The organism is Chitinophaga eiseniae, assembly GCF_900167135.1.
Lineage (GTDB): Bacteria > Bacteroidota > Bacteroidia > Chitinophagales > Chitinophagaceae > Chitinophaga > Chitinophaga eiseniae.
On sequence record NZ_FUWZ01000007.1, the window covers coordinates 78,095 to 99,893 of the forward strand.

19 protein-coding genes and 3 tRNA genes are annotated in these 21,799 nt (G+C 51.6%); 13 read left to right on the top strand and 9 right to left on the bottom strand.

What is annotated here, in order from left to right; genetic code table 11:
- Nucleotides 1–6 precede the first annotated feature (6 nt).
- From B5D63_RS31665 to B5D63_RS31680, 4 genes are all read right to left on the bottom strand, one after another.
- Nucleotides 7–1,458 carry a RagB/SusD family nutrient uptake outer membrane protein gene (locus tag B5D63_RS31665; protein ID WP_078672907.1) on the bottom strand — a complete coding sequence of 484 codons (1,452 nt, stop codon included), beginning with the start codon at nucleotides 1,456–1,458 and terminating at the stop codon, nucleotides 7–9.
- A gap of 14 nt (nucleotides 1,459–1,472) precedes the next feature.
- Nucleotides 1,473–4,994 carry a SusC/RagA family TonB-linked outer membrane protein gene (locus B5D63_RS31670; RefSeq protein WP_159456247.1) on the bottom strand — a complete coding sequence of 1,174 codons (3,522 nt, stop codon included), beginning with the start codon at nucleotides 4,992–4,994 and terminating at the stop codon, nucleotides 1,473–1,475.
- Between the two features lie 328 nt (nucleotides 4,995–5,322).
- Complete coding sequence (locus B5D63_RS31675; RefSeq protein WP_078672909.1) at nucleotides 5,323–6,492, bottom strand: FecR family protein; 1,170 nt, start codon at nucleotides 6,490–6,492, stop codon at nucleotides 5,323–5,325.
- Between the two features lie 98 nt (nucleotides 6,493–6,590).
- The gene (locus B5D63_RS31680) at nucleotides 6,591–7,193 is read right to left on the bottom strand and encodes an RNA polymerase sigma factor (RefSeq protein WP_078672910.1); all 603 of its coding nucleotides are present in this window, start codon (nucleotides 7,191–7,193) and stop codon (nucleotides 6,591–6,593) included.
- A 127-nt stretch (nucleotides 7,194–7,320) separates the two neighbouring features.
- Between B5D63_RS31680 and B5D63_RS31685 the strand changes: the two genes are divergently transcribed.
- Together B5D63_RS31685 and B5D63_RS31690 are read left to right on the top strand one after the other, a co-directional pair.
- Nucleotides 7,321–8,127, top strand: coding sequence for an aminotransferase class IV (locus tag B5D63_RS31685; protein ID WP_078672911.1), 807 nt, complete (start codon nucleotides 7,321–7,323; stop codon nucleotides 8,125–8,127).
- Between the two features lie 7 nt (nucleotides 8,128–8,134).
- Nucleotides 8,135–8,878: a class I SAM-dependent methyltransferase gene (locus B5D63_RS31690; RefSeq protein WP_078672912.1), complete on the top strand. Its 744-nt coding sequence runs from the start codon at nucleotides 8,135–8,137 to the stop codon at nucleotides 8,876–8,878.
- Here B5D63_RS31690 and B5D63_RS31695 read toward each other — a convergent pair.
- Together B5D63_RS31695 and B5D63_RS31700 are read right to left on the bottom strand one after the other, a co-directional pair.
- Entirely contained in the window at nucleotides 8,867–10,108 is a 1,242-nt protein-coding gene (locus B5D63_RS31695) for a TolC family protein (protein WP_143313245.1), read from the bottom strand. The two genes, B5D63_RS31690 and B5D63_RS31695, sit on opposite strands and share 12 nt — an antisense overlap.
- Complete coding sequence (locus B5D63_RS31700) at nucleotides 10,108–11,337, bottom strand: YncE family protein (protein ID WP_078672914.1); 1,230 nt, start codon at nucleotides 11,335–11,337, stop codon at nucleotides 10,108–10,110. Before B5D63_RS31700 ends, B5D63_RS31695 begins: the two co-directional genes overlap by 1 nt.
- Nucleotides 11,338–11,526: 189 nt before the next feature.
- Between B5D63_RS31700 and B5D63_RS31705 the strand changes: the two genes are divergently transcribed.
- Nucleotides 11,527–12,360: a class I SAM-dependent methyltransferase gene (locus B5D63_RS31705; RefSeq protein ID WP_078672915.1), complete on the top strand. Its 834-nt coding sequence runs from the start codon at nucleotides 11,527–11,529 to the stop codon at nucleotides 12,358–12,360.
- On the opposite strand, the gene cfa is transcribed toward B5D63_RS31705, so the two are convergent.
- Nucleotides 12,350–13,516, bottom strand: coding sequence for a cyclopropane fatty acyl phospholipid synthase (cfa, locus tag B5D63_RS31710; RefSeq protein ID WP_078672916.1), 1,167 nt, complete (start codon nucleotides 13,514–13,516; stop codon nucleotides 12,350–12,352). The genes B5D63_RS31705 and cfa overlap by 11 nt on opposite strands.
- Before the next feature lie 253 nt (nucleotides 13,517–13,769).
- Between cfa and B5D63_RS31715 the strand changes: the two genes are divergently transcribed.
- From B5D63_RS31715 to B5D63_RS31745, 7 genes are all read left to right on the top strand, one after another.
- Entirely contained in the window at nucleotides 13,770–14,369 is a 600-nt protein-coding gene (locus tag B5D63_RS31715; RefSeq protein ID WP_078672917.1) for a TetR/AcrR family transcriptional regulator, read from the top strand.
- Nucleotides 14,366–14,722: a GIY-YIG nuclease family protein gene (locus B5D63_RS31720; RefSeq protein ID WP_078672918.1), complete on the top strand. Its 357-nt coding sequence runs from the start codon at nucleotides 14,366–14,368 to the stop codon at nucleotides 14,720–14,722. The genes B5D63_RS31715 and B5D63_RS31720 overlap by 4 nt, the downstream gene beginning before the upstream one ends.
- Nucleotides 14,723–14,757: 35 nt before the next feature.
- Nucleotides 14,758–14,827: transfer RNA gene (locus tag B5D63_RS31725), tRNA-Trp, on the top strand.
- Between the two features lie 12 nt (nucleotides 14,828–14,839).
- Nucleotides 14,840–14,915 (top strand) — tRNA-Cys (locus tag B5D63_RS31730).
- A 150-nt stretch (nucleotides 14,916–15,065) separates the two neighbouring features.
- On the top strand, nucleotides 15,066–15,371 hold the full coding sequence (locus B5D63_RS31735) for an ArsR/SmtB family transcription factor (RefSeq protein ID WP_078672919.1): 306 nt from the start codon (nucleotides 15,066–15,068) through the stop codon (nucleotides 15,369–15,371).
- A 43-nt stretch (nucleotides 15,372–15,414) separates the two neighbouring features.
- Entirely contained in the window at nucleotides 15,415–16,377 is a 963-nt protein-coding gene (locus B5D63_RS31740; protein WP_078672920.1) for a zinc-binding dehydrogenase, read from the top strand.
- A 91-nt stretch (nucleotides 16,378–16,468) separates the two neighbouring features.
- Nucleotides 16,469–16,540, top strand: a tRNA-Ala gene (locus B5D63_RS31745).
- 19 nt (nucleotides 16,541–16,559) lie between these two features.
- Here the strand turns inward: B5D63_RS31745 and B5D63_RS31750 are convergent.
- Together B5D63_RS31750 and B5D63_RS31755 are read right to left on the bottom strand one after the other, a co-directional pair.
- Complete coding sequence (locus B5D63_RS31750; protein ID WP_078672921.1) at nucleotides 16,560–17,537, bottom strand: leucine-rich repeat domain-containing protein; 978 nt, start codon at nucleotides 17,535–17,537, stop codon at nucleotides 16,560–16,562.
- Nucleotides 17,538–17,573: 36 nt separating this feature from the next.
- The gene (locus B5D63_RS31755) at nucleotides 17,574–19,031 is read right to left on the bottom strand and encodes an SDR family NAD(P)-dependent oxidoreductase (RefSeq protein ID WP_078672922.1); all 1,458 of its coding nucleotides are present in this window, start codon (nucleotides 19,029–19,031) and stop codon (nucleotides 17,574–17,576) included.
- 96 nt (nucleotides 19,032–19,127) lie between these two features.
- On the opposite strand from B5D63_RS31755, the gene B5D63_RS31760 reads away from it, so the two are divergent.
- From B5D63_RS31760 to B5D63_RS31770, 3 genes are all read left to right on the top strand, one after another.
- On the top strand, nucleotides 19,128–20,129 hold the full coding sequence (locus B5D63_RS31760) for a hypothetical protein (protein WP_143313247.1): 1,002 nt from the start codon (nucleotides 19,128–19,130) through the stop codon (nucleotides 20,127–20,129).
- Nucleotides 20,130–20,202: 73 nt separating this feature from the next.
- Nucleotides 20,203–20,847: a PAQR family membrane homeostasis protein TrhA gene (gene trhA / locus B5D63_RS31765; RefSeq protein ID WP_200817143.1), complete on the top strand. Its 645-nt coding sequence runs from the start codon at nucleotides 20,203–20,205 to the stop codon at nucleotides 20,845–20,847.
- A gap of 11 nt (nucleotides 20,848–20,858) precedes the next feature.
- Nucleotides 20,859–21,713, top strand: a complete 855-nt coding sequence (locus B5D63_RS31770) for a YwqG family protein (RefSeq protein WP_159456248.1) — start codon at nucleotides 20,859–20,861, stop codon at nucleotides 21,711–21,713.
- Nucleotides 21,714–21,799 lie beyond the last annotated feature (86 nt).

Consider the following 21,799-nt stretch of genomic DNA (forward strand, 5'->3'; position numbering starts at 1 on the left):
TGATGATCACGGATTTAAAGGAATGGAAGGGCTATTGTTCAGTTCTGAAGGTGGTATCTGCAACAGATATCTGTTGTCGTTTTGTTTTAAATTATAAATCTGTCCGTTTTTATAGACATGGGAGAGTGCCGGTTTGCCCAGCCTTCTCAGGTCCATCCAGCGTAAGCCCCCTTCGAAGGCGGTTTCCACACGGCGCTCTTCTAAAATGCGGCTTAATAACGTTTCGTCTGTGAAATCGGTAGCTTTCAGCGCTACAAATTCACCTTTGCGTATACGACGTACCAACAGCGCGTTGAGATCGGCGATAGCTTTATCCTTCTGCTTCAGCCTTGCGTAGGCTTCCGCCCGTATTACATAAGCCTCGCTTACCTTCAGTCCGATATAGTAACAGGGATTTTCCTGCTTAGCGTACATATTGTACAATGTAGGACCGTTTTGTTTACCTTCATTGGTGTTCATGTCCGCGAATGTGGCGAAGATGTAGCGGCGATAATCTTTACCGCCGGTAGAACGGTTGCATAACGCAAACAGCTCTTGTGATGGCCTGAACATGTAGTTTGCATGATAGTAAATGTTTGTATTGGCCACCCCACCGGTGAAAAATAAGATCTCATTTTTATAGTCTCCGCCATCGATTACGCCTACGTTACCTGTGAAGGCATATCTGTCTTCTTTATCATCGATGCGTGTCTGCATATTGTTCATGTCAGACAGTGGTTTGTTGACGATGACATCTGAGGCTGCGGAAATGGCATTTTCGTAATCACCCATGAAGAGGTTCACGCGGGCACGCAACGCCTGCACGGCACTCGCATCGAACCGGAATTTGTTACGGGACTTTTTACCGGCCAGTAACGCGGAGGCCTGGTCCAGGTCGGACACAATCTGCATGTATACTTTCTCCAACGGCTCCCGCACATTGTTTTGGGTATTCTGATGAACATCTTTAGCGGTCAGCGGCATGGGCACGCCATGCGCCTTCAGCGTTGCAGGACCGTAAGGCTCGGCGTAATAATTCACCAGGTAGAAGTAGCTCCAGGCGCGCAAAGCGTATGCTTCTCCCTTTACGGTTTCAAATAACTCTTTTTCGTTGCTCGCTGGCTGCCGTTCATTGAAGTTGTCTAAAACGGTGTTGGCATAGTAGATAGAAGTATAAAGCTGACCCCAATAAGGATCCGTTTCAACGCCATCTGCCAGCTTCGAAGGCGACCAGGTAAACCAGAGATCCAGGTCTTTCTGGGCAGACGCGATAATGTTCAAATTGGCGTAAACATTGTCTGTCATCAGCTCTGTCTTCATAAAATAGTCTACGCGCGGGTAGCCGCCCAGCAGAACAGATTCATAATCCGAGATAGTTACCGGCATCATTCGGTTTACCGGTTTGATGTCCAGCATTTTATTACAACTGGTGAAAATCAGTGAAAACAATAACAGGGGCGTCAGATATCTTAATTTCATGATAGCAGCTGTTTTTAAAACTGTAAGGAAAAAGAGAAAGAATAAGAACGTGGCAGCGGCAGATAGGTGTTACCGAAGGACACATTGGCAGACCTGGTATTGTCGTATTTCATCACCGAGCCGGTCGCCTCCGGGTCCTGTCCCTTCAGCGCGCTGTTCTTCCATACACGGAGATTGTTGCCTTGCAGCATGAAACGCATGTTCTGGATGCCGCTCTTACGCAGCCGTGCGTTATAAAGGTCATAGCTCAGCGAAAGGTTTTGCAGGCGTACAAAATCGCCTTTTACAGTACGCAGGTCACTGTTATTATACATGGTCCCGTTGTATGGCGATACATCTGTTAGTCCCGGGATGTTGGTTTCCGACTCCAGTCTGGGAATATTGGTCGTCAGCTCATCGCCAGGTTGCTGCCAGCGGTTCACCCATTCGGCTGATAAGTTTTGAGTCGGTTCGGGATAATAGAAAAGATCGCTGCTGGTAAGGTTACGGAGCCGGATGACGTTGCCGAAGCTTCCTATGAACAGCGCTGATAAGGTGAATTTTTTATAGGAAATTGTGTTCGTAAAACCTCCCTGGACCAGTGGCATAGTAGAACCTGAATATTCAAGGCCATTGATGTTACGCATGCCGCTGGATACTGTTTCACCTGGCTTGGCCGTATAAAAAGTAGCGCGGCCGTCTTTGTTTAGTCCTGCAAAGCGGTAAGACCATAAACCGTTGATGGGCTTGCCCACAACAGCAGATGCGGCATAATCGTAACGCTGTGCGTTAGTCATTCCATCAACAGTAGGAAGGGAATATACATCCAGCACTTCATTCCTGTTATATCCCGCATTGATGTTGGTGGACCAACGGAAATCTTTGCGGTCGATGTTAATGGTACTGATAGATACTTCGAGGCCGGTGTTTTTCATAGAGGCCCAGTTTACCTGCAGCGTGTTGAAGCCAGACACCTGTGACACCCTTTTGCTGCCCAGCAGGTCTACACCTTTTTTGTGATACCATTCTACGGTGGCCATCACACGGCGCTTCCACAATCCTATTTCCAGCGCGAGGTTGGTAGTATAGTTTTTTTCCCATTTCAGATTGGGATTCTTCGGCGCATTAATGATCAGATAGTTGTCTGTATTAGCCAGATCGGGCTTGCCAATAGTAGCTACCAGGTCGGAATAGGCTTGAGAAGCCACATTGCCCTGGCTGCCATAGGAAGCGCGAAGAGTAAGGTAACTCAGCCAGTCTTTGCTGGCGAAGAAGTTTTCTTCTTTCATCTGGTAGTTGGCGCCTACCGCCCACAACGGCTGAAACAACTGATTGGTACGGAGGCCAAAGCGGTTGGATCCGTCGGTGCGTGCATTAAAACTAACTGTATAGCGGTTTTTATAGGTGTACCCGGTCGTACCAAAATAGGAAACTGCCGCTGTCTGATTGAGGCTTTCTGACCAGTAAGGGCGACCGATCTGCTTCATCAGTTCAAACTGCGGCATCTGCTGGCGACCACGTTCATGCACATAACCATATATCTCTGTCACTTCGTCCTCGTATCTGGAAGTACGTATTTCCTGACCAGCCATCACATCAAAGCGGTGATGGGCGTTCAATACAGGCATGAACGAAACCTGGTTGCGCAGTGTAAGGGATTTATTGTTGTTGTTTCTGCCTTTACGGTAGCCACCTTCTTTCCACAGTTGTACCCCTTGGTAGTCTATAACAATATAATAGTCACGCTGTCTGCTTTTTACAAAGTAGCTGTTTTCTGTAGCTACATCTTCATCGGTGGTATTTTGGTTCGCAAAGGAGAAAAGACTGCTGAATATAAGAGAATTGATGGGCTTCCACTCTAAGTCCAACGTCCCCCGGATACCAAAGTTCTGGGAATTACGCCAGCCATAGTTGCGGTTTTCCAGAAAATTGTATTTGATGCCGGTGTAGTAAAGATGATTGAATTGTCCGTTTTCATCGTAGGCGTTCTGTGCACGTGTCGTGTAAATAGACCATTCAAAAGGGTTTTCGCGGGAGTCTGTGGCAAAAAAACTGCTATTGTCGCGACGGTTGAGGTCCAGCATACCACCTACACGGAGCGTAGGGTGAAGCTTGGTATATACTTTTAGGGAGCCAGTATACGTCTTCATGCCTGCCTGGAGCGCCGTGGCCTGTTCGTCCATATAGCTGCCGGAGAGATAGAACGTCGTTTTTTCATTACCACCGGAAATATTCAGGTTCTGACGATGCGTAAATGAATTCCGGAAAAGATAATCAAACCAGTCGGTGTTGACTGATTCCAGCTGGTTTGCCTTTTTCTCGAAGTCAGCCCAGGTTATTTTATGATCGTGTACATCTATCAATGCGCGTTCAAAATCGGTGGACGTACCGTATTCACCGGCGCGAGAGGAGCCTGCTGTCAAAACACCGCGGCGCATCATCTCCAGGTTTACACCAATTCTTTCTTTTGAATTCATCATATACGCATCTTCAATCTTCGGCCGCATACCCACCGTGGCAAAGCTGCTGAAGTTGATCCTGGTCTTCCCGGCCGTTCCTTTTTTGGAGGTCAGCACAATCACCCCGTTGGCGGCTTTGGTACCGTAGATAGCGGTGGCAGCCGCGTCTTTCAGTACGTTGATGGACTCAATGTCTTCCACGTTGATGCCACCGATGCCGGAAGCGATCAGGTTTCGGTTGGTGAGGATGTCGTCTACAGAGGCGTTGATAGGATCATCGAGAATGATACCGTCTACCACCCACAGCGGCTGTGTGTTTCCGCTCAGGGTAGACGTACCGCGGATGCGTATTTGCGGTACCGCGCCGGGAGCGCCGGAGGTGCTCATCACCACCATGCCGGGCACCTGGCCCTGTAGCAGCTTGTCGATATTGGGCTGGTTGATGGTTTTGAGGTTCTCGGTTTTGAGAGAAGTGATGGAAGAGGTGAGGGAACGCCGTTCTACTTTCTGGTAGCCGGTGACCACTACTTCGCTCATGCTCTTGTCTTCCTGGCTGAGTACCACATTGATCACTGTTCTGCCTTTGATAGGCTCTTCGTGGTTCTTGTAACCAATGAAGGAAAACACCAGTATCGTCGCTTCATCGGCTGCCTGTATATACCAGGCGCCCTGCTCGTTGCTGATGGTACCGCCGTTGGTGCCCTTGATTTTTACAGTCACCCCGATGAGCGGCATCCCCTTGGCATCCCGCACCGTACCGTTGATCCGTTGAAGGACGGGTGCGGGGATATCCGCTACCGGCTTGGGTTTGATAAGGATGGTGTTGTTTTCTTCTATGCTGTAGGTAATAGGCTGGTTACTGGTAATATAGTCCAGTGCTTCTTTCAGTGGTACCTCTGTCAGCTGAGCGGAAACGGCGTGTGTGTTTTTCAGTGTTTCGTTGCTGTACAGAAACAGGTAACCGGTCTGTTGGCGGATGGTGCTGAAGAGCTGTTGCACAGAGGCGTTACGCCCTGTTAATGTCACTTTCTGGGAATACACCCTGGCGCTAACCTGCAGGCAAAATGCAAGCATTAGCATTCCTGTAAGTTTCATCATTAATAACACTTTTTTTAATCGGTTCCGGCCAGACTGTCTGATGGTGGGATCTGACGGAATTTTGGTTGTTGGTATCGGTATACAACGGGGCAATAAGCCCCCTTGGGAGAATAAATTTTCTCTCATATCTTCGTGTCGTTTGGATTTACGATGATGGTTTGTAATAAATCATGATCCTGCCTGGCCATGGAATACGAGCCGGCGTCAGGCAATGTAGATCTGGCATGCACCGGGAACGCGCCAACGTTTCCGGTTTTTTAATGGTGGTTGTCTTAAAGTCGCGTTTTGTATTAATTTAATATCATGGTATGGCCCTCCCTGCCATTTTTTATTCCAGGATGATGATCCTATCTTTTGCCTGTTGTCCCTGTCCGGCCCTGACAAGCCTGAAACGGGCCTGGCCGGTTTGTTCCAGCATATGTACTACTTTGGACAACGGCTGACTTCTGGCGATCTGCCCGGTGTAGTGTATGTCGGGCTTCGCTTCATATTTTACTTCGATGTCATACCAGCGTTCCAGGCAACGCATCACGGTCTCCAGGTCGGCATTGTCGAACAGGAACAACCCGTTCTTCCAGGCGATAACATCGGGGGCAAAGGTGTGCGCTACGGTCATTGCCTGGCTGCCACTGTGGGCTGCTATGGCCTGTTGCCCCGGTTCCAGTACTACGCCGGCATCTTTCCCGGGCGCGTTCACTTTCACCCGGCCGTTGACCAGTGTGGTGACGGTATAAGCTTCATCCGTATAGGCGTTGATGTTGAAGCTGGTGCCCAGTACCTGTATTTCCTGCGTCGCTGTCTTTACCCTGAAAGGCTGCGTGGCGTTGGCCGCTACTTCGAAATAGGCCTCTCCCTGCAGCTCTACGGTCCTGTCGGCGCCGTTGAACGCGGTAGGATAACGAAGCGCGGAAGCGGTGTTAAGCCACACGGCGGTACCGTCGGGCAGTATGACCCGGAACTGTCCGCCGCGGGGCGTGGTCAGTATGTTGTAGGTCGTAACGGCGCTGCGTGCCTGTACGCTGTATTGCAGCTGCCCGCCGGATTGGCGGATAGTGGTCTGCTGCTGACCAATTACCTGCTGGCCGCTGCTGTCCAGTGCCATAGTGCTGCCATCGGCCAGCGTCAGCACGGCTTTATTACCGCCGGGGGCCTTGTCTGCCAGCGGCGCTACCGCCTCCTGGCGGGGACGCGTAAGCAGCCAGGCACCGCTGCCTAATAACAATAGCCCGGCAGCGGCGGCCCACCAGCTGCGGCGCAGGTAACGAACGACGGACGAAGAGGCCGGTTTCCCGGTAATATGTTGTAACGTGGCCTGTATGGCCTTTTCCGGCATAGTGGCCGTCCCGCTGGTGGCGCGGAACAACTGGTCAATGGCTGTTTTTATGGCTGCTTCATGTTCAGGCTGCTGCATCAGCGCGTCAAACTCCCGGAGCTCTCCGGGCGTAGCCTGGCCGGCAGCGTACCTGCTAAATAAATATTCCAGTCGATTTTGGTCCATATAAGCTGTAAACGGTCGTAAATAGTAGGTGGTACGGCTCCGTTAATCATAAAGATCCCGGAAAACAGAAGGGTGGGGGGTAAGAAAAAAAATATTTTTTAATTGAGCATATGCAGGGTGGAGATGAAAATCAGCTCTGCGCCGATCAGAAACGCATCGTGGGCTTCGAGAAAACTGCGGATGTTTTTGACGGCCAGCGAGAGATGTTCCTTCACGGTATCCGGACGGATCTGCATCCGGGCGGCGATCTCCTCCCGCTTTAAACCTTCTTCGCGGCTCAGGCGCCATGCCGTCTGCTGCCGGAGCGGCAACTGGCTCACGGCTTTGTTCACCAGTTCATGGTAGTTACGATAAATGATCTGTTCATCGGTTTCGTTGGAAACAGGCAACGGCAGCTCAAGCGTGTCGAGTATGACTTTCAACCGGGTGCTGCGCCGAAGCGCTTTGTAAGCGTCGTTGCGGGCAATAATAAACAACCACGAAGGAATATCCATAATGTCCGGCAGCTGTGCCTGCTGTTTCCATACCTTCAGGAAAACATCCTGCACCAGCTCTTCCGCAACGGATTCCGTCTGCGTCAGCATCAGTCCTACTTCGTAAATTTTCTGGTAATGGTGACGGAAAAAGACAGCAAATGCGGATTCATCACCTTTGGCTATCCGGGCAACGATCTCCCTTTCATTATATTGACTGCCCCTCATCAGTTATAGTATTCCCCACTCACAAAAGTTGGTTTGGCTGGTTTGGGCGCTAAAGTATCAAAATCTTTTTAAAAACACAAACACCGGCCCTTTCAGGGCATTTGCCAAACTTTAAGTAGCTTTAAGGATGGACAATACCTTTGTACAGGAGCTGGACAAAAAACCACTTTCCACCGCGGATATGCCCGGATTGATGGCATTGCAGTACGGTCATTTTACGGCGATGCAGGTAAGATCGCGAAAGGTAAAAGGACTGCGCCTTCACCTGGAAAGACTGTCCCGCAGCAGCGATCAGCTGTTTGGCTGCCACCTGCCGGATCAACATATCCTGGATTGTTTGCACCACATTACACACGACCGGGAAAATTGCTCGCTCCGGGTGAATATTTTTACTACCGCCTTCGGACAAACGATCATCCGGGAGAATGACCTGCAGGTGCTGATCACCAAAACCCCGGCAGTGCAACCGTCAACACAACCACTTAAGGTGAAGTCCGCCCGGTTCAAACGCCTGCTACCGGAAATCAAACACGGCGGCATCGTAACGGGTATCCTGGCCTACCGCCGCCAGGCGATGGCGGCCGGGTTCGACGATGTACTGTATGTGGATGAACAGCAGCATATCTCGGAAGGCAGTATCTGGAACGTCGGTTTTTACGATGGCCAAAGTATCGTACTACCCGCCACGCCGGCGTTACCGGGCATTATGGTCCAGCTGCTCTCAGACAGCCTGTGGGGCAACGGGGTGGCCGTAGTGCACCGCAACATATCACTGGCACAGTTATACGAATATAAAAACGCGTTTTATACCAACTCCGTTAACCACCGGGGGATGATCACACAGATAGACCAACAGATATTTGATCGTAGCCAGGGTACGCTGGCAGACATACTGGAACAGGCCTATGAAGCAGTTCCCTGGGACAACCTGTAAAAGCACGATGAAAGAAAATAAGTACGATGACCCCGGCTTCTTTGAAAACTACAGCCGGATGGCACGCTCCTTAGAAGGACTGACCGCCGCGGGTGAATGGGAAATATTCCGTCGCCTGCTGCCACCACTGCAAAACAAACGGGTGCTCGACCTTGGCTGCGGCTTCGGATGGCACTGCCGCTATGTAATGGAACAACAAGCCGCCAGTGTGGTAGGAATGGACCTCTCCGAAAAAATGCTGGAACAGGCGCGCCTGCGCAACAACGGCCCGGGCATTACCTACCTGCGTGAAGCCATGGAAGACATTAATTTCCCGCCCGGTTCTTTTGATGTGGTGCTCAGCTCCCTGGCAGTGCACTATGTGGAACACTACGAGCTTATCTGCCGGAAAGTATACGACTGCCTGTCGCCAGGCGGCCATTTTGTGTTTTCAACGGAACATCCGGTATTTACAGCTATCGCTGCACAGGACTGGCATTACGATGCAACTGGCAGCAGGCAGCACTGGCCGGTAGACCGCTACCAGGACGAAGGCCGCCGTGTAGCCCGCTTTCTGGATAACGATGTGGTGAAATATCACCGCACGGTGGCAACCTTGATGAACGGACTGCTGGAAGCGGGTTTTTGCATCAGCCGCGTGGAAGAACCCGCCCCATCGCCGGCCGTACTGGAGAAATACCCGGAGATGAAAGACGAAACCCGCCGCCCTATTTTTCTACTGATAGCGGCACAAAAACTATCAACGGTATAACTGCCGGTCATATACGGCGATCATTTCATATAGCTGTTGCCGGTAGTCCAGCAGCTGCCCCTCCATGATGGTCACAGCTTCAAGGGAGTGCAATACTGCGGGCAGGCCCAGCCTGTTTTCCCGGTAACGTGCCATATCTGCCTCCAGCGCCTGTTGCAGGAGCGGTATTATCTTTTCACTCGTACCGTATATCCGTTGCTGTAAGACACGGATGTCCTGTTCCAGCGCTACCAGCCGGGCATGTGTCTGTTGCAGCAGTTCCGTTCGCTGTTGCGCGAGCGCCGCTATCGTTGCCTCGATAGCCCGCGCTTTTCGCCGGTGATACCCCGCCGCCCACGGCGCCAGCGGTATCCGGATGCCGGCCATGATGTTAAAACTGTTTGGTACCAACGGAGACAGGGGGAAGAATTGATAAAAACCTACTTTGAAGTCCGGCTTTTGCTCCTGCCGTAGCGCTTTTCTGTTAAGATATTGCGCTCGTATGGCCTCTTCCAGTTGATAGGTGTCCCGGTTCGTTTTTGCCAGTGACGCTGTATCTGTATGGCCAGGGATAAACACCGGCGCGTACAGGCTGTCTGTGGTAAAATTCCCCGGAAGGGACAACAAACTGCTGAGGCGTGCCTTGCAGCCGGCAGCCAGCGCTTCTTCCATAGGGATACGGGTACGTACCCCGGTCAGCCGTGCGTCCGCCATGCTTACGTCGGCCACTTGTGCCTGCCGGTAAGGAAGGCGGACCAGCGCCACCTGCCGAAGAAAAAATAAGACCTGCTCTTGCCGCCGCAATATTGCTGCCTTTTGCAAGGCCATCACCCGGCGGATATACTGCTGCCGGGCAGTGAAATGAAGCTGGTGCAACAGGATAAGCTGCGCGGTCAGTACCCTGTCTGCCTGAAAAGCAAGATACTGATAGCGTGCCCGGAGCCGTCCCGGATGCGGGATCTCCTGTTCCGCCTGTATGATGCGGCTGCCCAGGGCAATATCATTATAAACATAACGGGCCGACCATGGGATCATGAACGTACCGGCGCCTATCACCGGCGGCGTCCAGGCGAGGGCCGCGCCGGCATTCAACCGGTAAGCCTGTGCTTTCAGGGTATACGCCTGTAACAACAGGTGGCTGTGCGCTATGCGGGACCGCAAACTGTCGGGCTGGAGCACGGGCGGCGGTGGCTGTGCGCTTAACTGCTGCAGGGTGACGGTCAGCAACAGGACCAGTAACCGGTACATCATCAGTGGTGCATATAATGTGCCTTGCCTAAAGTGCCCTCAATGGATTCCGGCAGTAGCTGGTATTTGTTGCGCATATCCACCGTGCCCAGTTTTTCACCGGTGTTGATGTCTACCACATCGATGGTGCCGGCATTGAGGTTAGGCAGGTTCAGCAGGTTGTTTTGCACCGCTACCACAGAACGGCCGGATTTGGTTTTGAAAAAGGCCATATGATGCGCGCCCTTGTCGGCCGGCAGTGTCCGCACCTGCCGCAGCTCAGGGAGGTAGTTAAGATCGAAGACCAATATCTTCCCCGGCTGGCCGAAGGTGACGTACATACGTTTATCATCCGCAATATAAAATTCCAATGCCCAGCCCAGTCCTTTCGATGCGCCTTTTAATACCCGTTTGAATTCGCTGTACTGGCGGGCTTCAGCGTTGAAGGACGCCATCCAGATATCGCCGCCGATCATGGTGTTGGCGAGCGCGTAGGGTGGATATTCGTTACGAAGCAGCAGTACTTCTACGGGGCTGGACAGGTCGTTGGCGCTATCTGCCACACGGTAGGTCTTGATGATGTTAAAAGTTTGCATATCTATCAGCGTGCAGGTGTTGCCGACGCCGCTGGTCAAATCGGGATGAATGGTGGATGTCACCATGGCGAGGCCCTTGTCTTCAAACATGGAGATGCCGTGCGGATACATGATGAATTTATCGGGATTGGTATCGATAGACGACGAAATGGTTTTGATCAGCTGGTTGTTTTGCGCATTGAAAACGCCTACGCTGCCATCGCGGAGCCCTCCCTGGCCACCCATGAAGGTGACCCAGTACTGGCCGTTGCGGGTAAAAAATATATCTTCTCCTACCGTATTCCCGCCGGTGTTGATGGGATTTACCTGGTAGATCACCGGGTATCCTTCATGGTTCCATTCCATCTTCAGCTCATAGAGGAAGCTGCCGCCCAGCGCGGTGGTGTACAGTTTTTTCTCATCCCTGTTGAAATACAGGTGATGTGGTAGTACGCCTTTCCCCAGCTCAGTTTTGTGAAGGATCTTCCCGAAGTCCGGGGACTCCGGGTCCAGCTCCATCACCGCAATACCATCGTTGCCGCCGGCCAGATGCCGGTAGTCGATGAAGAAAAGGGTCTGCTGCTTGTCGGCAGGGTTTTCAATTTTTTTGCAGGCGTGCAACAGGAAGAGCGTGCAGCAACAAAGCAGGACTTTGGTTAATAATCGTGCAGTTTTCATATGTGGTGGTTTTTAAAAGGACATACATGATTCAAACGGAGCAATAAAACTAATGGACGTGCTAAGAACCTATGTAGCAGTCTGTTACTGACGTTGGCCTGCATAAGCACGCGCTACTTTTAACGTTGATTGCACCGTTCACCGGCGCAGTGATTTGTTACTATTCGTGAACCTTTAACTCCACCCACCATGGAAAATGCTTTGCTTCCCGGCGATTATTGGGACCATCGGTCAGATGATCGCAGACAATGGGAAAACGTTATTAACCTTTTTTTGAAACCTGTAACCACTGCATTGTTGCAGCACCTTCACCTGAAAAATCCCGTGCGGATACTGGATGTTGGCACGGGTACCGGGGAACCGGGATTGTCTATTGCGCAGTTATATCCGGAAGCGGAAGTGACAGGAACGGATATATCTCCCCGGATGCTGGATATCGCTAACGAAAAAGGAAAAGAGAAAGGCCTGACCAATTTTGAGGCGGTGTGTTGTGATGCCGTCGCCATGCCTTTTGAAGATCATTATTTCGACGCTGTAGTATGCAGGAACGGTGTCATGTTTTTTAAGAATATCACTGATGGATTGAGAGAGATCAAACGGGTATTGAAGCCCGGCGGTCGCCTGGCAGCTTCTGCATGGGGGCTGCTGGAACATAACCTGTGGATCAGTCTGGTTTTGGACATCATTGCAGCGGTGACCCGCCGTAAGCTGTACAACCAGCATGTGCCGGGCATGTTTCACTGTATGCGGCCGGGGGTAATGGCCGACTGGTTTGAAACGGCCCAGTTGCAATCGGTGCAGGAGGAAGCACTGACGGGCATCGTACAGTTTAATTCGGTAGACGATCACTGGCAGTACGTGACGCGCGTCAGTGCGGATGTGGTCAACGCACTGAAAGATATCCCGCCGCCGGTGCAGGAGATCATCCGGTCGGAAGTGGCCAGCGCGGTAGGGCGGCATGTGATCGATGGAAAGCTCTATTTCCAGTGGAGCCTGCGGGTGACTTCAGGCGTTAAGGCCTGATGGCGCTGGCATATGTCAGTCCGTTGTTCTCCAGGGCGGTGGTGAAGTGATAGCCGCCGGGCAGCCCGCTTTTCGACAGCACGATCTGCCATAGCTGGCTATGCCGCGCACGGAACGATGCCGCGCAGGACAACAGGTAGTACTTCCACATACGGAAGAAGGGTTGATCATATCGGTTCCTGAGCTTGTCCCAGTTGGCGCTGATATTGTCGTACCAGGCCATGAGGGTTTTGTCGTAATTAACACTGAAATTCTCCCAGTGTTCCATCACGAAAATACCTTCTATGGCCTGGCCTATCTGCCGTATTGTGGGAATGACGGCGCCGGGGAAAATATATTTATTGAGCCACTGGTCGGTGAAGGCGTGTGTTTCATTGCCGCCGATGGTATGCAGCAGGAACAGGCCGTTATCTTTCAGGCAGCGGGAGGCGACTTTCATATATTCGCCGTAGTTATGCTGGCCTACGTGCTCAAACATGCCCAGCGAAACGATGGCGTCGAATTTTTCATCCAGCAGGCGGTAGTCCTGTAGCCGGAGGGTAACGGGCAGGCCGGCGCAGAGCTGCTGCCCCAGGGCCAGCTGTTCTTTGGAGATAGTGACCCCGGTAACGGTGACCCCGTATTTCTCGGCGGCATATTTCGCAAAGCTTCCCCAGCCGCAGCCAATGTCGAGGACATGCATGCCCGGCTTCAGCTGCAGCTTGCGGCAGGAGAGGTCCAGTTTGTTTTCCTGGGCCTGGTCCAGCGTGATGGCGTTATCCCAGAAAGCGCAGGTGTACACCAGGCGTTTGTCCAGCATGTTCAGGAAAAGGTCGTTGCCCGCGTCATAGTGGTGCTGTCCATTGCGGGTGGCGCGTGCCGGCCGCTGGAAGTTAAACAGGCGCGCCAGCAGAATGTCCATCTTCAGCCGTATACTTTTACGGACGCTTTTGTCGAGGTTGGAACGCAGTAGTTTATAGAAGAATTCGTCCAACCGGAGACTGTCCCAATAGCCCTCCATGTACGATTCGCCCAGTCCGAGAGAGCCGCCATATAAGGCCCGGGAATAAAAATCATCGTTGTATACGTGAATGTCCCACGGATTGCTTCCATTTACCGTGATGCCCGCTGTCAATAGCAGCCGGGTGACAATGCCCTTTGTTTTTTCGTTGTTCATGGCTGTATAACAAGTTAACAGGCCAGGAGAGTTATTTGTTCCTGCCAAAATGATTTTTTTTGAGGTGTCGGGCCGTTTGGGGTGCGATCGCCTGTCACAAATGTAACGATATTCCACGGGTAAAAACCACTGCTGCTGCATGTGGGTCGCAGGATTGCCTGAGGCTGTCGTGTACTTTTGTAGAATACTGTTTTATAATTTGAACAGTGTTCATTATATTTGCAGGTAATAAAAAAAACGTGAATAGGTTATTATGAAGAACAAGGCTTTGCAGGAACAACGGATCAGAGGTTACTTCATTGAAGCAACCAAAGAGATCCTGAAAAGCGAAGGACTCAAAAGCGTCAGCGTCCGCAACATCGCGGAGAAAGCAGGTTATTCCTTTGCCACCTTGTACAACTATTTTAAGGATGCCAAAGACCTTGTATTCCTCTGCGTGCAGGACTTCCAGGAAGAATGCAGCGCGCATGTGGTTACCCGCAGCGCCAAAGCGGCAAGAGGAGGGAAGAAACTGCGCGCCATCCTTTTGGCTTACCTCGAATACTTCGTGCAGTACCCCGGCATATTTGAACTGTTCTTTATGGAGAAACTGTCGGAGCTGAACAAACAACCGGAGACCGCTTCCATGATCACCGGTTTTCCGGACAGGCTGTGCGAGGAGGAATGGAAATATTTGATCGCAAATAAAACAGTAAGTGCGGCAGCGGCAGCCAATAAAAGAGCAGCGCTGCTCTACGGGCTTTCCGGTCTGCTGTTGTTGTACATCAACCGGCAGATGCCTGCAGGCTACCCGGCGTTCCTGAAAGCCGCCAATACCTTCATCGACAGCCAGCTAAAAGAGATGAACACATGAAATCAAAAAAGGAATTAAAAGACGCTTACCGGCAGATGACTTTCCGCATGGGCGTGTTCCGCCTGCGTAATAAAAAGGACAACCGCGTTTGGATACATCACAGCATGGACCTCGACCGCGCCTGGAATTCCGTTCGCCTGCAGTTGCAGTCAGACAGGCATCCCAATGCCGCATTGCAGGAGGACTGGAACCGGTTGGGAGAAGAGAATTTTATGTATGAGATCGTAGAGGAACTGGAAGATACCCGGGACCCTGCGGTGGATTATAAGAAAGAGGTGCAGGCGCTGTATAAACTGTGCCTGGAGGAACTGCAGCCTTATCAGGATAGAGGATATCACCAGCAGAAAAGCTAAGCAGATACGGATTTTAAGTATATTGCGTCCGCAATAGGCTGTAGTTTAATGGAAAAATACACGTCACCAAAACGTGAGATGTAAGTTCGATTCCTGCCGGCTTTATTGCGTTATTCAGGGGGATAGTTTAAAATGGAAAAACACCGGCCAGCATAAGCCGGAAGATGTAGGTTCGAGCCCTGCTCCTCCACCATTTTTAGTAAGTAACCCTTACGGGTATACGATATTGACAGTAGCGGGCGTCCAAAAGGACGCCCTTTTTTTATTCGCATCGCCACCGCTGCATCACCCAAATAAAAAATTTAAATTTCGTTATTTCGGAAAATCTAGATATGTTTGCGCCATGGAATTAAAAATGATTTTCAAAGCGCTCAGCAATGAAACCAGGGTCAACATGCTCCATTGGCTCAAACAGCCCCGGCTTCACTTTCCGGCTGAGGAGCTGGAAGACTATGACGCCCATCTCGGAGTTTGTGTCAGCGACATTACCGAAAAAGCCGGTCTATCGCTGTCTGCAACGTCAGACCACCTGAGTTCACTGCAAAAGTGCGGACTTATCGAAGCCACCCGGGTGGGCCAGTGGACATACTATAAACGCAATGAAGCGACGATAGCGCAACTGAGCGGGTTAGTCCAAAATATGCGCTGATTTTTTTAACTAAACATTTCGAAAATACGCGAAATATCGAATTATGAAAGCAATTGTCATAGAGAACTATGGCGGACCGGAAGTCCTTCAGTTAAAAGAGGTGCCTACTCCTGTTATAACAGATAAAGCCCAGGTGCTGGTGAAGGTAAGGGCTGCCTCGGTCAACCCGCTCGACTACCAGGTAAGGCGGGGGGATTATGCATCGCTGTTCGATCTGCCGATTATCACCGGTCACGATGTTGCCGGCGACGTGATCGCCGTGGGCGAAGGCGTGAAAAAGTGGCAGCCCGGCGATAAGGTCTATTATTCCCCGCGTTTTGGGGGGCCGGGCAGTTATGCGGCGTACCACCTTACAGATGAATCTTCGTTGAGCAGGATGCCTGAGGACCTTAGTTACACGGAAGCTGCTGCTATTCCGCTTGTAGGGGGAACAGTATGGGAAATGCTGGTGGTAAGGGCCAAACTGAAAAAAGGGGATACGGTCCTCATCCCCGGCGGGGCCGGCGGCGTTGGTACATTAGCCATACAGGTGGCTAAATCATTGGGGGCATTCGTGTACACCACAGGACAGGGGATTTTACAAGAACAACTGTATCACCTTGGAGCGGATGTAGTGATCGATCATCACAGGAAAAACTACATCGAAGAGGTACAGGCACATACGAAGGGAAAAGGGGTCGATGTCATTATCGATACAGTAGGAGGCACCACACTTTCGGATAGTCCGCGCGCCCTGGCTAACTACGGTACAGTGGTAACATTGGTGGATATTGCACAGCCGCAAAATCTGATCGATGCCTGGGAACGGAATGCGACCTACCATTTCGTTTTTACCCGGCAAAGCAGGGATGAACTTCATCATATTACCGGGCTGATCGAAGCAGGACAGGTAAAGCCGGTAATAGACAGCATCTATCCGCTGGAAGACGTTAAAAATGCCCATCGAAGAATAGAAGATACAAAACGGGACAGGCCTTTATTGGGCAAAATAGTACTGTCGTTGTAAAACAGAAGAGGGCGTCCTGAAAGATACCCTCTTCTGTTTTACAACATATCTTTATAAATATTGAAAACTGTTATTATGTTTGCGCCCGTGACGGACCGTGGCTCAATTGGAGGAGCGCCTGCTCTGCAAGCAGGAGGTGGGAGTTCGATTCTCTCCGGTCCTGTCACATTTTTTGCTCTCCGCTAACGATATACACTCTTTATCGCTTTACTGTCCGGATGTACAAATTCGCCGGTTGCTGCCGGGAAATCTTTCATGGCGGAAAGATGCAGCGGTAAATTGCCTTTGGCGCCCAGTGCCTTGGTGGAAGGGGCATAGCCAAGGTCTATCCATTTCAGGTAAGGCCTGGCGGACAACAGGTCATGAAGCAGCTGCATACCTTCAGCTTCAATGCCGCAGCTGGACAGGCTGAGTTGTTCCAGCGTGGTGTTCTGCTGCAGCCCGCGTATCAGGTGCGCCACCCCTTTATCACCGATATTATTCACGCTCAGAAAAAGGGATTTCAGGTGTTTATTGGCGATCAGCATATCGCTGACGGGTATCATCATGTCAGCGGTCAGGTAGTTGCCGCTCAGGTACAGCCGCTCTACTGTCCTGTTTTCTTTCAGGTATTCCAGCAGTGTCAGAAACCCTTCGCCGGCACAGGTATTCACCAGGTCCAGCGTACGCAGGTGCGGATTTTGTTGCAGCAGCTGCACAATGTTTTTCATACTCTGGCTGCCGATGGGATTCCTTTTGAGCCACATGCTTTTAACGGACTGGTTTCCGCCAAGGGCCTCACAGAGCGCCTGTGCGCCCGCCTGTTCTATGTAGTTACATCCGAGATATACCGTTTCGATCGTATGGTTGACAGATACCAGGTCTGCTACCGCCCGCGCACCGGCATTGCCAAAGGCATTGGTGCCCATCAGGATATGTTTGATCTGTGTGTTCTCCCGCAGCGCGGCTGCCACCAGTTGTACGCCTTCCACCCCCAGCTGTTGCTTGCACATGTCCAGTCGCCCGTCTGTAGTAACTGTGCCTACCGGAAACACCAGGTTGGTAAAGGGCAACGGCTGGTTGTTTTCAAGGTAGGCCAGCACAGGGGCCAGGTCGCTCCGGTGAAAAGGAAACGTTTCTTTTACATAGTCAACGGGACAGACAACGGTATTATTCTGCATAATTATTTCTTTTACGGGTGATGATCGAAACAAGTTTTACCAGGCATAAGGCTGGTAGTCTTTCAGGAAATGTCCGAACAGTGGTATGTCGGGACTGGCAAGGCCGGACACGATCGGGTCGTAGATGCGCGCCATGCCGTCGGTTTCATCCAGCGGTGGTACAAAACCATCCTCTTCGTATAGCCGTTCTTTTTTAGGATGCGGATTTTCCTGCGTGATCCAGCCGGTGTCCACACTGTTCATATAGATGCCATCCAGCGCATAATCCTGTGCGGACGTGCGGGTCATCATATTCAGCGCGGCTTTGGCCATATTGGTATGTGGGTGGTACGGCGTTTTGGAGCCCCGGTTGAATTGTCCCTCCATCGCTGACACGTTGATGATAAACCGGCGGGGAAAGGGCGATTTTTTCAGCAGGGCTTTCAGCTGGCTGTTGAGCATAAAAGGTGCGGTAACGTTCACCAGTTGCGTTTCCAGCATTTCGCCCGGTGGTATTTCATCCAGCCGCAGCGTCCAGCTGTTGGTAGCCCGGAGGTCTACCTGCTGCCGGTCTTTGTCGTACTGTCCGGCGGGAAAGGACTGGTGTATTTCGGCAGGCAACAGCTGCTGCTCCCATACATCACCAGGGTAACGGAAGGGTGGGGCGGGAGCGAGGCAGGAACGTACTGCCGCGGGTAGCGCTTCCAGCGGCGCTTCTTCCATCGCGAAAAGGTGCTGGTAAAAAGCTGCCGGCCTTTTGACCGTCTGCGCCGCATTGTGTATCAGGATGTCCAGGTGGGTTTCTTCGGCATACAGCTGTTGTATGAACTGCCGGACCTGCCCGGGGTGGCGCAGGTCCAGCGTCACAATTTTCAGCCGGTGGCCCCATTCGGAAAAATCTTTTTCTTCGCTGAAGCGCAGCGCGCAGTCTTTGGCAAAGCGGGTGGTCACCCACACCCGGGCGCCATCGCGCAGCAGCCGCAGGGCGGTGAGATAGCCTATTTTGATGCGGCCGCCGGTGACTACCGCCACGCGGTCACGAAGATCGGCACACTGCAGCCGCTTGCTGTAATTGAGCGCCGCACAGGATGGGCATAACATATGATAAAAGAAATGCACGCTCAAGTAGGGGACCTGGCAGGTGTAGCAGCGTTGATGACCGGTCAGCGTCAGGTCTTCGTTTTTACCGGCCGGCTGACCGGTGTCCGGTAGTTCATATTTTCGGAAAAGCTGTGTCTGGGAAAGCACTTCTTTTTTGTCGTACTGCCGCAATACATCCTGCTTTTGTGATATTTGTTTCAACCGCTGCAGGGTCATTCTCACCGGCGGCGGAGCTACCGCCGTCAGCGCGGCTTCTGCCACCGCCGCCTTGTTATCTTTCTTGGCACGCTTGTACAGTTTGGTCACCAGTCCTTTTAAGACCATGTTGTCCGGCGACTGGTCAGGGTCCCGTGATAAAACCTGCAGCACTTTTATGCAGGCTTCCCATTCTTCTTGTGTAAATGCTCGCTCCATCTTCCGCTTGGGTTAAAAAATAAATTGGATGATTAAAGATAGATCTTATTAATTTATGTTAATATATTTGTGGCTGCACCCTATTTAATACAAACCATGATGATCTTACGTTTCCGAATACACTGCGCCCGTACTTTACTCACCCTGTTGACGGTTATCTCCCTGTGGGGATGCTCCAAAGAGTATTCCAGGGAAAGCCCGATAACAGATCCGGTGGAGCAGCCTTCCGAGATGGCGGCCTATGCCCTCGAACACCAGGGTGGCAGCTGCTCCGACGCTGTGGTGACCGGTACTTTTAAAGCCGGTACTCCCGTGGCGGCCGGTGCAAAAATACAGGTAACGGTGCAGGTGGCCATGCCGGGTGCATGGATACTGACAACCGGAAACGTGAATGGGATGGAATTTACCGGCGGCGGCACCTTCACCGCTACCGGCAAATATACGATCACGCTGATGGGCAGGGGAACGCCTCAACAGGAGGGCTCCTTTATTTTTCCGCTGAAGACCAGCGGATCTTCCTGCGGCGTCACCGTCAAGGTAAGTGGCAATGGTCCTGAAATACCTACGCCGCCGGCAGATTTTTACTACAAGATGACGGCTAACGGGAAAGACTATATGCAGGAAGTGACGGATGCCGGCCTGTACGTACTCGTTTCGCAAACCACCGGCGGCACCGATGTCTTGCTGGGCACCGGTATCTCCTGGGCAGGCAGCGCCAGTCTCCCCCTGGGCAAAACGGAAATGATCATCGCCAAAGGGATGCTGGCCAATTTTGACGCTGTGAGCAACCAGGAATTCAAAAACTTCTTCCAGCCGGGCAATTACAATTACATGATCATGAACAACCAGACTTTCGGCACTGGTATGCTGCTTAACTGGACGGATGAAAAAGGAGTGTCCTGGACATCGCTGAACGGCGCCACCGGCCAGCCCAACGGCACCTTCACCATCATGAGCGCGGAAGACTGGTCCGGCTATCCGGGATATTACGGCCTGAAGGTAAAGATGAAGTTTTCCTGTAAGCTCTATAACGAAGCAGGCGGGGAGCTGACGATCACCAACGGAGAAATGGTGGGCGGATTCCTCAAAAAACGATAATCCTATAGACAATCTCTATCGCGGCGGCTCCATGGTTTGTCCTACATTTACAGCCGGTAAATGTTTTTGACTCATGGGAATGACAGCTTCACCAACAGGCTATACACGGAAGCAGGAAATTGTAAACGGACTGGTACATGCTATTGGCATCGTATTCGGTATCAGCGGGCTTCCGGTACTGACAAGCATCGCTGCCACGCACGGTAATACGCCGGGCATTGTAGGGGCAGGGATCTACAGTTTTTGTTTTATTTTGTTATTTACCTGTTCAACGATTTATCATATCTCCCAGGAGTCGGCCGTCAAAAAAGTATTTCTCATCTTCGATCATATCAGCATCTATTTCCTGATTGCCGGTACCTATACCCCCTTTCTGCTGGTGTATATGAACAACGCTTTCGGGATCTCGCTGTTGTCGGTGCTGTGGGGCCTTACGGCAATAGGCATCCTGTTTAAAGTCTTTTTCACGGGACGGTTCGATATCATCTCCACGCTCATCTACCTGGTAATGGGCTGGATACTGGTGGTAGGCGGCAAACGTTTCTTCGCCGACATGCCGCTGTCAGTCATCGTTATGTTGTGCGTAGGAGGCGGCTTATATACCATCGGCGTGATCTTTTACCTGTGGGACAGATACAAATACACCCATGCACTCTGGCATCTGCTGGTACTCTCCGGGGCGGTATGCCATTATGTAGCCATTTTGTTATCCATGTAAATATTGTAGTCTTGACTATTGAACAGTATAAAGAATTAATCCTCGAATTCGAACTTACGGGCGTAGCCGATTATGTATTATCCGCCGCCCGTCCCATTGTGAATTTTAAACGGGCAGCAAAGGAAAATTACCAGCAACCCGGTAATTCCCGTGTAGGTGGCGATCCTGACCTGCCGGCAGGTTTTGCGTGGCCTTTAACAGAAACAGGGGCGCCGATGACTTTCGTCGCACAGCTGGACCTGGAGACCGTCTATCCGCTGGAAACAGAACAGCTGTTGCCACCCGCAGGTGTCCTGTATTTTTTCATGGGCGACCTGGAAACGGCCAGAAATATCGTCCATAAGGTGATATATGTGGCCGGCAAAACCGGACTGCAGCGTACACCGCCTCCAGCCGTTACCATCCTGGAACAAGAGGGGAGGTTCAACGGATACCGTATGGAACCTGTGGCCGCATTGATGCCGCCTAACTATGCTTATGCAGACTATGAAGTGCTCTCTGACGATGAAGGAGACGCCATGGACGACCTCTGCTCGGAACTGACGGACGGCGTGGCCCGCATAGGCGGCTACCCCGACGGACAACACGATGATCACAATATAGAAGCGGCCATGTACCTCGTTGTTGGCCAACCGTACGACTACTCTCCAAAAAATGCGCGCAACGCCCTGCTGAAGCACTTCAAAGGCGATCAGCAAGCCGCAGATGCCGCAGAAAAGGACATGACCCTGCTGCTCCAGGTAGACTCCGACCAGGAAGTGGGCTTCTGCTGGGGAGATGCCGGCTGCCTGCAGTTTATGATGGATAAAAAAGCACTGCTCGCCCGAACGTTTGATAAAACGTATCTCTCGTTGTACAGCTCCTGAAACGATCATGATCCTGATGACGACTGATGGCGCTGATGTGGAAAACGGTATCAGTCAGCATATCAAGGAGGACCAATTATAATCAT

Excerpts from the sequence above, each read along its gene's own strand:
- B5D63_RS31665 (WP_078672907.1), bottom strand. The coding sequence starts at position 1,458 with ATGAAATTAAGATATCTGACGCCCCTGTTATTGTTTTCACTGATTTTC.
- B5D63_RS31670 (WP_159456247.1), bottom strand. The coding sequence starts at position 4,994 with ATGATGAAACTTACAGGAATGCTAATGCTTGCATTTTGCCTGCAGGTT.
- B5D63_RS31675 (WP_078672909.1), bottom strand. The coding sequence starts at position 6,492 with ATGGACCAAAATCGACTGGAATATTTATTTAGCAGGTACGCTGCCGGC.
- B5D63_RS31680 (WP_078672910.1), bottom strand. The coding sequence starts at position 7,193 with ATGAGGGGCAGTCAATATAATGAAAGGGAGATCGTTGCCCGGATAGCC.
- B5D63_RS31685 (WP_078672911.1), top strand. The coding sequence starts at position 7,321 with ATGGACAATACCTTTGTACAGGAGCTGGACAAAAAACCACTTTCCACC.
- B5D63_RS31690 (WP_078672912.1), top strand. The coding sequence starts at position 8,135 with ATGAAAGAAAATAAGTACGATGACCCCGGCTTCTTTGAAAACTACAGC.
- B5D63_RS31695 (WP_143313245.1), bottom strand. The coding sequence starts at position 10,108 with ATGATGTACCGGTTACTGGTCCTGTTGCTGACCGTCACCCTGCAGCAG.
- B5D63_RS31700 (WP_078672914.1), bottom strand. The coding sequence starts at position 11,337 with ATGAAAACTGCACGATTATTAACCAAAGTCCTGCTTTGTTGCTGCACG.
- B5D63_RS31705 (WP_078672915.1), top strand. The coding sequence starts at position 11,527 with ATGGAAAATGCTTTGCTTCCCGGCGATTATTGGGACCATCGGTCAGAT.
- cfa (WP_078672916.1), bottom strand. The coding sequence starts at position 13,516 with ATGAACAACGAAAAAACAAAGGGCATTGTCACCCGGCTGCTATTGACA.
- B5D63_RS31715 (WP_078672917.1), top strand. The coding sequence starts at position 13,770 with ATGAAGAACAAGGCTTTGCAGGAACAACGGATCAGAGGTTACTTCATT.
- B5D63_RS31720 (WP_078672918.1), top strand. The coding sequence starts at position 14,366 with ATGAAATCAAAAAAGGAATTAAAAGACGCTTACCGGCAGATGACTTTC.
- B5D63_RS31735 (WP_078672919.1), top strand. The coding sequence starts at position 15,066 with ATGGAATTAAAAATGATTTTCAAAGCGCTCAGCAATGAAACCAGGGTC.
- B5D63_RS31740 (WP_078672920.1), top strand. The coding sequence starts at position 15,415 with ATGAAAGCAATTGTCATAGAGAACTATGGCGGACCGGAAGTCCTTCAG.
- B5D63_RS31750 (WP_078672921.1), bottom strand. The coding sequence starts at position 17,537 with ATGCAGAATAATACCGTTGTCTGTCCCGTTGACTATGTAAAAGAAACG.
- B5D63_RS31755 (WP_078672922.1), bottom strand. The coding sequence starts at position 19,031 with ATGGAGCGAGCATTTACACAAGAAGAATGGGAAGCCTGCATAAAAGTG.
- B5D63_RS31760 (WP_143313247.1), top strand. The coding sequence starts at position 19,128 with ATGATGATCTTACGTTTCCGAATACACTGCGCCCGTACTTTACTCACC.
- trhA (WP_200817143.1), top strand. The coding sequence starts at position 20,203 with ATGGGAATGACAGCTTCACCAACAGGCTATACACGGAAGCAGGAAATT.